The organism is Amycolatopsis ultiminotia (assembly GCF_039536925.1).
GTDB classification, from domain to species: domain Bacteria; phylum Actinomycetota; class Actinomycetes; order Mycobacteriales; family Pseudonocardiaceae; genus Amycolatopsis; species Amycolatopsis ultiminotia.
Genome location: NZ_BAAAZN010000020.1, coordinates 97,661 through 111,031, shown reverse-complemented (window position 1 = coordinate 111,031; position 13,371 = coordinate 97,661). Strand labels below are relative to the sequence as shown.

The 13,371-nt window shown below is 68.5% G+C and carries 8 protein-coding genes; 7 read left to right on the top strand and 1 reads right to left on the bottom strand.

Annotation, left to right across the window (positions count from 1 at the left end; all coding sequences use genetic code 11):
- Positions 1-117 precede the first annotated feature (117 nt).
- The 4 genes from ABD793_RS34480 (at position 118) to ABD793_RS34465 (ending at position 3,970) form a co-directional block, all read left to right on the top strand.
- Positions 118-2,004 (top strand): acetolactate synthase large subunit, encoded by a 1,887-nt coding sequence (locus ABD793_RS34480; protein WP_344867488.1) that lies wholly within the window; start codon positions 118-120, stop codon positions 2,002-2,004.
- Complete coding sequence (gene ilvN / locus ABD793_RS34475; RefSeq protein ID WP_344867487.1) at positions 2,001-2,507, top strand: acetolactate synthase small subunit; 507 nt, start codon at positions 2,001-2,003, stop codon at positions 2,505-2,507. The genes ABD793_RS34480 and ilvN overlap by 4 nt, the downstream gene beginning before the upstream one ends.
- Positions 2,508-2,542: 35 nt before the next feature.
- Positions 2,543-3,556, top strand: coding sequence for a ketol-acid reductoisomerase (ilvC, locus tag ABD793_RS34470; protein WP_344867486.1), 1,014 nt, complete (start codon positions 2,543-2,545; stop codon positions 3,554-3,556).
- Positions 3,557-3,664: 108 nt separating this feature from the next.
- Positions 3,665-3,970, top strand: coding sequence for a DUF397 domain-containing protein (locus ABD793_RS34465; RefSeq protein ID WP_344867485.1), 306 nt, complete (start codon positions 3,665-3,667; stop codon positions 3,968-3,970).
- A 1,168-nt stretch (positions 3,971-5,138) separates the two neighbouring features.
- On the opposite strand, the gene ABD793_RS34460 is transcribed toward ABD793_RS34465, so the two are convergent.
- On the bottom strand, positions 5,139-6,035 hold the full coding sequence (locus tag ABD793_RS34460) for a nuclear transport factor 2 family protein (RefSeq protein ID WP_344867484.1): 897 nt from the start codon (positions 6,033-6,035) through the stop codon (positions 5,139-5,141).
- Between the two features lie 637 nt (positions 6,036-6,672).
- Between ABD793_RS34460 and serA the strand changes: the two genes are divergently transcribed.
- The 3 genes from serA to ABD793_RS34445 all read left to right on the top strand — a co-directional run bounded on the left by serA (position 6,673) and on the right by ABD793_RS34445 (position 13,196).
- Positions 6,673-8,271 carry a phosphoglycerate dehydrogenase gene (gene serA / locus ABD793_RS34455; RefSeq protein WP_344867482.1) on the top strand — a complete coding sequence of 533 codons (1,599 nt, stop codon included), beginning with the start codon at positions 6,673-6,675 and terminating at the stop codon, positions 8,269-8,271.
- A 263-nt stretch (positions 8,272-8,534) separates the two neighbouring features.
- Positions 8,535-11,873, top strand: a complete 3,339-nt coding sequence (locus ABD793_RS34450; protein WP_344867481.1) for a S8 family serine peptidase — start codon at positions 8,535-8,537, stop codon at positions 11,871-11,873.
- 279 nt (positions 11,874-12,152) lie between these two features.
- Positions 12,153-13,196, top strand: coding sequence for a 3-isopropylmalate dehydrogenase (locus ABD793_RS34445; RefSeq protein ID WP_344867480.1), 1,044 nt, complete (start codon positions 12,153-12,155; stop codon positions 13,194-13,196).
- The last annotated feature ends 175 nt before the right edge of the window (positions 13,197-13,371 follow it).

Genomic DNA, 13,371 nt, shown 5'->3' with positions numbered 1-13,371 from the left:
CCTCGTGCGACCTTTTCGGTCGGCGGGGGTTTTTTGTTGCGTGAAACCGGTTTCCGACCGGCAGCACAGCCCCGACCACCCGAACGAGTGACACCGAGAACCAACGAGGCAGAACCGATGACCAGTGCCACGTCGCACAGCGACGCGAAGCCCGGGCCGACCGCGCCCGGTGTCCCCGGAGCACGTCCGAAGCCGACCCCGCCGGCGGGTACGCCGGTACGGGTCACCGGCGCGCAGTCGCTCGTCCGCTCGCTCGAGTCGGTCGGCGCCGAGGTCGTCTTCGGTATTCCGGGTGGCACCATCCTCCCCGCCTACGACCCGTTGCTCGACTCCACCAAGGTGCGGCACGTCCTCGTGCGGCACGAACAGGGCGCAGGGCACGCCGCGACCGGCTATGCACAGGCGACCGGCAAGGTCGGCGTCTGCATGGCGACGTCGGGGCCGGGTGCCACGAACCTGGTGACGCCACTGGCCGACGCCAACATGGACTCGGTGCCGGTCGTCGCCATCACCGGGCAGCAATCGCGCGGGCTGATCGGCACCGACGCGTTCCAGGAAGCCGACATCTGCGGCATCACCATGCCGATCACCAAGCACAACTTCCTCGTCACGGATCCGGCGGAGATCCCGCAGACCATCGCCGAGGCGTTCCACCTGGCCGCAACCGGACGGCCCGGCCCGGTGCTCGTCGACATCCCCAAGGACGTGCTGCAGGAGATGACCTCGTTCTCCTGGCCGCCCGAGCTGCGCCTGCCCGGCTACCGCCCGACGTTGCGGCCGCACGGCAAGCAGGTCCGCGAGGCCGCGAAGCTGATCGCCGACGCCCGCCGTCCGGTGCTGTACGTCGGTGGCGGGGTGATCAAGGCCGAAGCCGCCGCGCAGCTGCTCGAACTGGCCGAGCTGACCGGGATCCCGGTCGCCACCACGCTGATGGCGCGGGGTGCGTTCCCCGATTCGCACCGCCAGCACGTCGGCATGCCCGGGATGCACGGTTCGGTCGCGGCGGTCGCGTCGATGCAGCGGGCGGACCTGCTGATCGCCCTCGGTGCGCGGTTCGACGACCGGGTCACCGGCCAGCTGGCGTCGTTCGCGCCGGAGGCGAAGGTCGTGCACGCGGACATCGATCCCGCCGAAATCTCCAAGAACCGCAAGGCCGACGTGCCGATCGTCGGGGACTGCAAGGAGATCATCGGTGAGCTGATCAGCGCGGTGCAGACCGAGTTCGAGCACGGCCGTCCCGACCTCGCCGACTGGTGGACCCAGGTCGACTCGTGGCGCCAGGACTACCCGGCAGGCTACGAATGGCCGGACGACGGCTCGCTGTCGCCGCAGTACGTGATCGAGCGGATCGGGGAGCTGGTCGGCCCGGACGCGGTGTACGCCGCGGGAGTCGGCCAGCACCAGATGTGGGCCGCGCAGTTCGTCAAGTACGAGAAGCCGCGCACCTGGATCAACTCCGGCGGGCTCGGCACCATGGGCTTCGCCGTGCCCGCCGCGATGGGCGCGCAGTTCGGGATGCCCGGCACGCAGGTGTGGGCGATCGACGGCGACGGCTGTTTCCAGATGACCAACCAGGAACTGGCCACCTGCGCCATCGAGGGTGCGCCGATCAAGGTGGCCGTGATCAACAACGGCAACCTCGGCATGGTCCGGCAGTGGCAGAACCTGTTCTACTCCGAGCGTTACTCGAACACCGACCTCGGCACGCACAAGCACCGCATCCCGGATTTCGCGCTGCTGGCCGAGGCACTCGGCTGCGCCGGACTGCGCTGCGAGACCAAGGCCGACGTGGACGCCACCATCCGCCGCGCGATGGAGATCAACGACCGCCCCGTCGTGATCGACTTCGTCGTGGGGAAGGATGCCCAGGTGTGGCCGATGGTGGCCGCGGGGACCGGTAACGACGAGATCATGGCCGTTCGCGGCATCCGGCCGCTGTTCGACGACGACGAGGTCTCGCGGGAAGCCGCCGAGGCCGTGGCCGCGGAGGGAGAAGACGCATGACCGTGCACACGCTGAGCGTGCTGGTCGAGAACAAGCCCGGCGTGCTCGCCCGGGTTTCCGGCCTGTTCTCCCGCCGCGGGTTCAACATCGAGTCCCTCGCCGTCGGGCCCACGGAAAACCCCGAGGTGTCCCGCATGACGATCGTGGTCGCCGTTGAGGAGCTACCGCTCGAACAGGTGACCAAGCAGCTCAACAAGCTCGTGAACGTGATCAAGATCGTGGAGCTCGAGCCGGGCAGCGCGGTGCAGCGTGAACTGCTGCTCGTCAAGGTCCGGGCGGACGCCACCGTGCGCAGCCAGGTCCTCGAGACCGTTCAGCTCTTCCGGGCCAAGGTCGTGGACGTCTCGCCGGAGGCACTCACCGTCGAGGCGACCGGCACGTCCGACAAGATCGGCGCGCTGCTGCGGATGCTGGAGCCGTACGGCATTCGCGAGCTCGTGCAGTCCGGCATGGTCGCGCTGGGCCGCGGGGCCCGTTCGATCACCGCCACCTCACCCCGCTGATTTTCGTGCAGTCAGGAAAGGAAGTAGTACCCCCCATGGCAGTGGAAATCTTCTACGACGACGACGCCGACCTCTCGATCATCCAGGGTCGCAAGGTCGCCGTGATCGGCTACGGCAGCCAGGGCCACGCCCACTCGCTGAGCCTCCGCGACTCCGGCGTCGACGTCCGCATCGGCCTGCAGGAGGGGTCCAAGTCCCGGGCGAAGGCCGAGGAGCAGGGCCTGCGCGTGCTGTCGGTCGCCGAGGCGTCCGCCGAAGCCGACGTCATCATGATCCTCGCGCCGGACACCAAGCAGCGCTACATCTACGCCGACGACATCGCGCCGCACCTCAAGGACGGCGACGCGATCTTCTTCGGTCACGGCTTCAACATCCGGTACGACCTGATCAAGCCGCCGTCCAACGTGGACGTCGCGATGGTCGCCCCGAAGGGCCCCGGCCACCTGGTCCGCCGCCAGTTCGTGGACGGCAAGGGCGTGCCCTGCCTGATCGCGGTCGAGCAGGACGCCTCCGGTAGCGCACAGGCGCTGGCGCTCTCCTACGCCGCCGCCATCGGCGGTGCGCGGGCGGGCGTCATCAAGACCACGTTCACCGAGGAGACCGAGACCGATCTCTTCGGCGAGCAGGCCGTGCTCTGCGGCGGCGCGTCGGCGCTGGTCCAGACCGGTTTCGAGGTGCTCACCGAGGCCGGCTACGCCCCGGAGATCGCCTACTTCGAGGTACTGCACGAGCTGAAGCTGATCGTCGACCTCATGTACGAGGGCGGCATCGCGCGTCAGCGGTACTCCATCTCCGACACCGCCGAGTACGGCGACCTGACCCGTGGCCCGCGGGTGATCTCTCCTGCGGTCAAGGAGGAGATGAAGAAGATCCTCGGCGAGATCCAGGACGGCACGTTCGCCCGCGAATGGGTCGGCGAGGACGAGGCGGGCCGGCCGAACTTCACCAAGCTCGAGGAGCAGGGCAACCAGCACCCGATCGAGACGACCGGCAAGAAGCTGCGCGACCTCATGTCGTGGGTGGACCGGCCGATCACCGAGACCGCCTGAGTCTCACCGGATCGTTCCCGGAGGCCCCTTCGTCCGCGTGTCCTGCGGGTGAAGGGGCCTCTGCTGTCCTCGGCGCTGTTTCCACCGGATGCCGGATACGCTGTGATCATGAGCGAGCGGCTCGCGGACGATCACCCCGCCGACCACCCGGACGACAAAGCGCACATCCGGTACGAGCTGGATCTTTCCGGTGTCTCGTGGTTTCGCGCCGAACCGGACGGGGCCGCACTCGACCAGTGCGCCGAGTACGCCCTGGTCCCGCACACCGACGGCACCACCTACGTGGCACTCCGCCAGCCGACCGATCCGGACGGCGCCGTGCTGATCTTCACCCCATCGGAGTGGGACGCCTTCACCAAGGGTGTCCTGGCCGGGGAGTTCGACCTGCCGGAGGACCTGACCCCCGGGCCGTAATCGCAGGTCAGCGCGTTTCGTCGAAAAAACGACAACGCATGTCTGGCGGGGTGGCCCGGTCCGCCCGGGTGACCCTGGCCGCCCGATTCGGTCGGCCGTCGGCTCTCGGAGGCCGGCCGCAGGGTGCCGGAGGCCTCGGCCGGTCGGGGTCCGCGCGGTGGCTGGTCGCCGCCGGTTGGTTGGGGTCCGTGCGTTGCGGCTGCCTGACTGGGTCTTGCCGCTGGCTGGGTCCGGTGTGTGGCCGGGTGGCAGCCACATCGCTGGCCAGTCGTCGGGCTGAGTGCCTGACCTGTGGCCGGCTTGTCGTGAGGCTGAGTACGTGGACCCATGGCTGGCCTGGTACGCGGCTGGGCGCCTGACCAGTGGCTGATGGCCTGTCACCTGGCTGCGCGTTCGACCTGTAGATGGGCCGGGTGTTCGGCCGAGACGTACCTGGGCCGGGTGCGTCTCGGCCGACGTCCCGTGACAGGACCGAACGGCCGCCGCACGGCTGGTTCTGCCGACCCCTTTGGTGGGCAGCCGCGTGGTTGCGTGGCTGGTAGGTGTGCGGCTGATGGTCGACACGTCGCCGTCCGGCGGCGGTGATGCGTGGTCTTTTGAATGGCGACACCTTGTCAGACAGCCACCACTTGTCAGACAGCCACCACGTGGCTCCATCTGGAGGGAGCACGGCTGGTGGCCGATACATCGCCGCGCGCGACGGTGGTGCGGTTGTCTTCTGGATGGCGACACCTTGGTCAACGAGGTGACAACGCGGGTGGCCACCCGCGTCGCCCGGCCCGCTCCGCGTACAAGAGCCACTCAGTCGCCCGCCACTCGGTCGGCCCCGCCACTCAGTCGCCCGCCACTCGGTCGGCCCCGCCACTCAGTCGCCCCGCCACTCGGTCGTCGGGCCACTCGGTCGCCCCGCCACTCAGTCGTCGGGCGGGTCGGTGGTCCGTTGCCGAGTTCTGGTCCGGGCTTTGTCGCTGCGCGGTGTCTTGTATGCGAAGCGTGCGCTCGGTCCCGCTCGCGCTCACCGTTGTCCGGTGGGCTCGTCGTTTCTGGACGTTGAGCACACATACAAGACTGGCGGGATCGGGCGGCCGGGCCGTGAGGTGCCTTCGGAAGGAGACGCGATCGGGCGTGAATGCAGTGGGCACGGTCGCCGTGGGGTTACCCGCTGACGTCAGTCAGTTGTGACGCGGGCGGTCAGTTCCGGCAACCGTCCTGTCGCCGCGGCCATGGACAGGTGGTCGCCGTAGTCGCGGGATTCGACGATCAAGCCATCCCGGACGCGCATGGCGAAGATGTTGTTCGCCCGGATCGGGTTGCTGGATCCGGATCGGCCTTCGTAGGTGAATTCGCCGATCAGAACCTCGGGGTCGGTGCTCTGGTGGGTGACGAGGTCGCGAGCCTCGATGTCGACGACGCCGGATTTGCCCGCGGCGAAGTGGGTGCTCAGATCCGTCCGGTTGCCGAGCACTGGTGATCCGGGCAGGAACGGGTGGGTGACGTGTGTCGTTTCGGCGTACAAGTGGGGCAGGTCGTCCCAGTGTCCGTCCGAAACGCCGTAGACGAGGTTCTCGAACGCGGCCTGCCGGGATTCGGCGGGCGCAGACGGTGGGCGTTCGCCGGGGGAGGAAAGGACGTGCGGCGGTGACTGTTCGTAGGCTTTCCGGAGATCGTCGAGACTGTCGCGGACGGCCGCCATTCGCAGATAATCGTGGTAGTCACGCGAACGCACGATCAATCCGTCGCGGATTCGCAGGACCTGGATGTTGGCCGCGTCGGCACTCTTGCCGGTTTCCGGTGAGGTGATGACGTAGTCGTATTCGGCGACAATCACCTCGGGGTCCGTTGTCTCGTGGACGACGACGTTCTTTGCCTCCAGTCGCAAGGTGCCGGCGAGCGTGCCGCGAAACCGTTCGTCGATCGCGCGCCTGCCGACGATCCGGGTCGGCCGGGGCGTTGCCTGCGGGTGCTCGACCACGGTGTCTTCGGCGTAGAGCGCTGCCAGCTCGGCGAAGCGCCCGGCGGTGATGCCTTCCGACAGGTACTCGAACACGGCACTTGGTGAGGGCATGTCGCCTCCAGAGACGAAACGGAGTACACAGTCCGCTTAAACGATACGGACTATGTACTCCGTTTGTCCAGTGGGTGGTCGATGAATCCCGCCGTCGCGCGTCGCGGGACGGCTCGGCACGCTTCGGAGTGGTGGCACGGTTCCCGTCGGCACGGTTCCACCGGCGCGAGGATTGATTGGTGCCTCAGGAGACGATTTGGTCTCCTGGGGTGACATACAGGCTGTTCTCCGGCGTGACATGTTGGGTCTGCAAAACTCCGGCGTGCCGGTCGGGTTCTGCGATCGCCGAGACCGTCGAAGCAGGGGGTCGAGCCTCTGGGTCGCCCGGTGAGAACACAAATCCGCACGAAACGGCCAGCCGTCTCATCTGTTGGACAGGTCGGTCCGGTGTGCCTGGTACATCCGCCACCGGACCGGCCGCACTGATCCTTCCGTTGCCGCGCACGGCATTGCGTGCGCCGCCGCGACGGACGGGGCTGATCGGAGTGCCGTGATGTTGCGACCGGATTACCGGCATGTGGCCGAGGTGGGGCGCGCGGTGCCTGTCGTCCGGGCTAAACTCCGCGCATCCGGGCACAACGGCGTGCGCCGAAGGAGAGCGTCCTCGATTTCGTGACCAGATAGTGGGAGCCGCATCGTGACCAAGCCCAGCAAACCCGTCGTCCTCATCGCGGAGAAGCTCGCGCCCTCCGTGCTGAGTGTGTTCGGTGACGAGGTAGAGGTCCGGCAGGTGGACGGAACCGACCGTCCCGCGCTGCTCGAGGCGGTGAAGAGCGCCGACGCGCTCCTGGTCCGATCCGCCACCAAGGTCGACGCCGAAGTGCTCGCCGCGACCACGCAGCTGAAGGTCGTCGCCCGCGCCGGGGTCGGGCTGGACAACGTCGAGATCCCGCCCGCCACCGAGCGCGGCGTGCTCGTGGTCAACGCGCCGACCTCGAACATCGTCTCCGCTGCCGAGCACGCGGTCGCGTTGCTGCTCGCGGTCGCCCGGCGGGTGCCTGCCGCGGATCAGAGCCTGCGCGGCGGCGAGTGGAAGCGGAGCTCGTTCGCCGGCGTCGAGATCAACGGCAAGACCGTCGGCGTGGTCGGCCTCGGCAAGATCGGTCAGCTGGTCAGCCAGCGGCTCGCCGCGTTCGGCACCAAGATCATCGCCTACGACCCCTACGTCTCGGCCGCCCGCGCGGCGCAGCTCGGCATCGAGCTGGTCACCCTCGACGAGCTGCTGGAACGCGCCGACGCGATCTCCATCCACCTGCCGAAGACCCCGGAGACCAAGGGGCTGATCGACGCCGAGGCGCTCAAGAAGACGAAACAGGGCGTCATCATCGTCAACGCGGCCCGCGGTGGTCTGATCGACGAGGACGCGCTGGCCGAGGCCGTCCGCAGCGGGCACGTGGGCGGCGCCGGCATCGACGTTTTCGTCACCGAACCGACCACCGAGAGCCCGCTGTTCGGGCTGCCGAACGTCGTGGTCACGCCGCACCTGGGCGCGTCCACCGCGGAGGCGCAGGACCGCGCGGGCACGGACGTGGCTCGTTCGGTACTGCTGGCGCTGCGCGGCGACTTCGTGCCGGACGCGGTGAACGTGTCCGGCGGCGGTTCGGTGGGTGAGGACGTGCGGCCGTACCTGTCGCTCACCCAGAAGCTCGGTCAGGTGCTGACCGCGCTCAGCCCGAAGGCGCCGACGTCGGTGACCGTCGAGGTGAAGGGCGAACTGTCCAGCGAGGACACCTCGGTGCTGCAGCTCGCCGCGCTGCGCGGGGTTTTCGCCGGTGTGGTCGAGGACCAGGTCACTTTCGTCAACGCGCCGCGGCTGGCCGAGGAGCTGGGCGTGCAGGTGGACCTCGTGTCCGAATCGGAGAGCCCGAAGTTCCGCAGCCTGGTCACGGTGCGCGCGGTGCACGGGGACGGCGCCACGCTGACCGTGTCCGGATCGGTCACCGGCAAGGACGAGGTCGAGAAGATCGTCGAGGTCAACGGTCGGCACTTCGATCTGCGGGCCGAGGGTGACGTGCTGCTGCTCGAGTACCCGGACCGGCCGGGCGTGATGGGCCGGGTCGGCACGCTGCTCGGCGAGGCAGGCATCAACATCGAGGCCGCGCAGATCAGCCAGACCACCGACGGGTCCGACGCGGTGATGCTGCTGCGCGTGGACCGGCACGTGGACAGCAACGTGCTGGAGCCGATCGGCGCCACGGTCGGTGCGCACACCATTCGCGCGGTCGAGTTCAGCTAGTCCCACCGCCTCGGCAGCCGGCCCCTTTCCCCACTGCGGGAAAGGGGCCGGCTGCGTTTTCGTGATCACCCAGACCGGCAACATTCGCATAACGGCGCACTTTTGGCACGAAAGTAGGTGTTTCGGACAGTTAGGTTCTGTGCCGCGAGGCTGAACCACGCGCCGTGAGGGCATGGCGCGGCGCCGGGGCTCACCTGTCGGGGGTGTGGTGGGGAGCGCGGGCAGGTTCGTGATCCGGGCCTCGGGTAAGGGGTTGGGTACTCATGAGCAGAACCCGGTTGCCCAGGTGGGCTGCGCGGTCGGTGGCCGTCGGGTCCGCGGTGGTGCTGGCGGCTGCCGTCGTCGGCGTGCCGTCCGCGTCCGCGCAAGAAGGGGCGCCGCTCGCCGAGCCGGTCGCCCCGGCGAAGGTCGACTCCGCCGGGATCCAGGGCAAGCTCTCGCCGCGGTTGAACACCGCACGGGGCGAGATCACTGCGTTCGTGGAGCTGGCCAAGAAGCCGGCGGTGGACGTCTTCAACGCCGAACAGGGCAAGGGCAAGGAGAAGGCCAAGCAAGCTGCCCGAGCGGCGAAGGCCGATGTCGCAGCCGCGGTTAGCTCCGTGGTGGGCCAGCTCCGCGCTGCGGATGCGGGCACGAAGCTGGTCACGCAGACGTCCAATGCGGTGGCCGGCGCCGTGGTGACCGCGGACGCGGCGAAAATCCGTGAGCTCGCCAAACGCCCGGACGTGGTTTCCGTGCGTACGGTCGTGCCGAAGACCCGCACCAACGCCAGTGCCGAGCAGCTCACCAACACCCTCGCCAGCTGGCAGCAGACGGGCAAGCTCGGCGACAACATCCGCGTCGGCGTGATCGACGATGGTATCGACTACACGCACGCCGACTTCGGCGGTCCCGGCACGCCGGAGGCCTACCAGTCGGTCGACCGCACCAAGCCGACGCCGTTGTTCCCGAGCGCCAAGGTGGTCGGCGGTACCGACCTCGTCGGCGACGATTACGACTCCGAAGGCACGACCGGATCGCCCGATCCGGCGCCAGACCCCAACCCGATCGCGTGCGGAGAACACGGCACGCACGTCGCCGGCACCGTCGCGGGTTTCGGCGTCAACGCGGACGGCAGCACTTTCAACGGTGACTACCGGAAATTGAACAAGAAGACGCTCGAGGCCATGCGGATCGGCCCGGGTACCGCGCCCAAAGCCCTGCTGTACGCGATCAAGGTGTTCGGCTGCGAGGGTTCCACCAATGTCACTTCGCAGGCGCTGGACTGGGCGCTGGACCCGGACGGCGACGGCGACTTCACCGACCACCTCGACGTGGTGAACCTGTCGCTGGGCAGCGATTTCGGCGCACCGGACGACCCGGATTCGCTGTTCGTGCGCAAACTTGCCCAGACCGGCGTGGTCCCGGTGATCTCGGCGGGCAACGGCGGGGACATCAACGACGTCGCCGGTTCGCCGGGCAACACCCCGGAGGCGCTCACCGTGGCCAGCAGCCGGGACGCGGGTGAACTGCGGGACGCCGTCGAGGTCAAGGCTCCGATCACCGGTCAGCAGCCAGGGCAGTACAGCCAGGACTACACCGAGTATGACTCACTGGACGTGACCTTGCCGGTGGTGCCGCTGTCCGAGGACAACAATGCGGGGTGCAACGCCTACTCCGCCGAGGACAAGGCGAAGGTCGCCGGCAAGATCGTCTGGCTCGAATGGGACGACAACGACGCCACCCGTGCCTGCGGGTCGGCCGGGCGGGCGGACAACGCAGCGGCCGCCGGGGCCAAGGGCGTGCTGCTTTCGTCCACGCTGGAGCACTTCGCGGCGGGAATCGCCGGTAACGCGGCGGTCCCGATGTTCCAGCTCACCGGAAAAGCCACCACGGCGGTGCGTCCCGGGCTGACCGCGGGCACGTTGACCACCCGCCTGTTCGGCACCGGTCGTGCGATCCTGCAGACCTCCGACCAGTCTATTGTGGATACGCCGAGTTCGTTCACCTCACGCGGCGGGCGTGGCCCGTCGGTGAAGCCGGACGTCTCGGCGCCCGGTGACACGATCACGTCGGCGTTCCGCGGGAGTGGCAACGGCAGGCTCGTCATCTCCGGCACCTCGATGGCCGCGCCGCACACGTCGGGGATCACCGCGCTGGTCCGCCAGGCGCATCCGGACTGGACCGTCGAGGAGGTCAAGGCTGACATCGTCGGTACCGCCGCGCACGACGTCACCGATGGACAGGGCCGCAGCTACGCTCCGCAGCGCGTGGGTGCCGGCCGGATCGACGCGAAAGCCGCGCTGGACAACGAGGTTCTGACGTACGTGCAGGACGATCCGGGCGCGGTGAGTGTCACGTTCGGCACCGTCGAGGCGTCCGGCCCGGTCACGCTCTCGAAGACCGTCAAGGTGGTCAACAAGGGCGTCAAGCCGGTCGAATACTCGGTCGGATACGAGGCGGTGAACAGTCTTCCCGGTGTTGAGTACACAGTGGACAAGAGCTCGGTGAAGGTCAATCCGCGCGGGGTCGCGACGGTCAAGGTGACCTTGAAGATCACCGACCCGAAGGCGCTGCGCAAGGTGCTCGACCCGACGATGGAGGCAGCGCAGGCCGGACTCGCCCGCCAGTTCGTCGCCGACGCTTCGGGCCGGGTCGCGTTCACTCCGCGTAACGGTGCCACGGTGCCGTTGCGGGTGGCGGTCTACTCGGCGCCGAAGCCGGTCTCGGCCATCACCACACCGGGCGGCGTCGGCTTCGGTGCGGACGCCGATCAGGCCGTGCTGAACCTCGGCGGCAAGGGCGTCGACCAGGGCAGCGGGCCGGAGCGGTATCGCTCGCTGATCAGCGTGCTGGAGCTGCAGGCCGAATCGCCGCAGCTGCCGGAGTGCGACGCGGACGTCACCGCCGACTGCACGCTCAACGACACCGCGAAGGGCGGCGACCTGCGTTATGTCGGCGCGGCGTCCACCGCGCCGCTCGCCAGAACGCAGGGTGATCCGGAAGACGCCGTGCTGGCGTTCGGGATCACGACCTGGAGCGATTTCGCGAACCTCGGGAGCAACACCATTCCGTTTGTGGACATAGACACGACCGGTGACGGGAAGCCGGATTTCGAGACCTTCGTGACGAAGGCGACGGGGACCGACGTGCTCGTGGCGAATACCGTGTCGCTGAGCCAGCCTGACGCCCCGAGCGTCGACGTGCAGGCGATCAACGGTCAACTCGGCGACGTCGACACCAACGTGTTCGATTCCAACGTGATGGTGCTGCCTGTCAGCATCGCCGCGCTCGGCATCGACCCGAAGGCAGCGTCGCACCGCATCAGCTACACCGTTGGCACGAGTGGTTACTACGTCGCGCCAGGCTCCACGGACGGGCTGATCGACTCCGTCGACACGCCGCTGTCGTTCGACGCGCTCGCGCCGGCGTACTCGGCGCAGGGCGGCGGCGACGCGGCACTGGCGTACGTCGCGAAGCCGGGTACGGCGCTGGTGGTCAACCGGAACAAGGCCGCCGTCGCCGGTGACAAGCCGAAGGGCTTGCTCGCGCTCGAACACCACAACGCGGCGGGCGCGCGAGCATCGGTGGTGCAGGTCGAAGCCGGCCATCCGCGCGGCTGACCTGTGTCGGCATGGCCATGAGATTCATCTGAAAGGGTGAACCTCGTCAGATCGGCGGAATGGAGCGAGACTGCGAGCGAGGGGCTGTCCAGGACCATCGGGCCTGGACAGCCCCGCTTTTCGTTCCCCCGAACAGGTGTCTCACCCCGTGGGAGGATGCGGCATAAGGGTGGTGCGGCTACGGCGTCTTGTCTACGGCCGGTAACCTTCCGCCTGCTGGCGTTTTTGTGTGTATGGGCCATCGGTGTGCCCGGTGGCCTGGTCTACGGAGGTGTGTGGATGCGGCTCGCGGTGATCCCAGGTGACGGGATCGGGCCCGAGGTGGTCTCCGAGGCGCTCAAGGTGCTCGGTGAAGTGGCACCGGCGGCGGAGATCACGAACTACGACCTCGGTGCCGCCCGGTGGCATGCCACCGGGGAGCTGCTCCCCGAATCGGTGCTCGGCGAACTGCGCCAGCACGATGCGATCCTGCTCGGCGCGGTCGGCGACCCGACGGTGCCCAGCGGCATTCTCGAGCGTGGCCTGTTGCTGCGCTTGCGTTTCGAGCTGGATCACCATGTCAACCTGCGCCCTGCGCGGCTGTACCCCGGCATCCGCGGCCCGCTGGCCGACGCCGGTGACGTGGACATGATCGTGGTGCGCGAAGGTACCGAAGGCCCGTACGCGGGCAACGGCGGTCTGCTGCGTAAGGACACCGAGCACGAGATCGCGACGGAGGTCAGTGTCAACACGGCCTTCGGCGTACGGCGCGTCGTCGCCGATGCGTTCAACCGTGCCGAGGAGCGGCCTCGGAAGCACCTGACTCTGGTGCACAAGACCAACGTGCTGGAGCACGCCGGCTCGTTGTGGTCGCGGATCGTCGAAGAAGTGTCGCTGGAGCACCCGGACGTCACTGTCGCGTACTCGCACGTCGACGCGGCGACCATCCACCTCGTCACGGACCCGTCGCGGTTCGACGTGATCGTCACCGACAACCTCTTCGGTGACATCATCACCGACCTCGCGGCCGCGGTGACCGGCGGTATCGGCCTTGCCGCCAGCGGAAACCTCGATCTCACCCGGCGCAACCCGAGCATGTTCGAGCCGGTGCACGGCAGCGCACCGGACATCGCGGGCCAGGGTCTGGCCGACCCGACCGCCGCAGTGTTGTCGGTGTCGCTGCTGCTGGACCACCTCGGTCAGAAGGAAGCAGCGCGGCGTATCGAGGCCTCGGTGGCCTTCGACTTGGCCACCCGGGACCAGTCCTCGCCGGGCGCGACCCAGGCGATCGGCGACCGGCTGGCCGCGCTCGTGTCGTCGAACGCGGTGCGCACGGCCGGCTGACCGCACCCCTCGCCCCGCACGAACCCCCGCCGCGGAAGCCCCGTCGAAGCCCGGCGCTGCCCCGCAACGGCTCGCCTCCCCGCCCGGAGGCGAGCCCGACACCGGCGGGGGTTTCGCGCTCTCCTCAGACCTGCCGCCCCGTCGTAGTCCGGAGAGACGACACAGCCCGACCCCG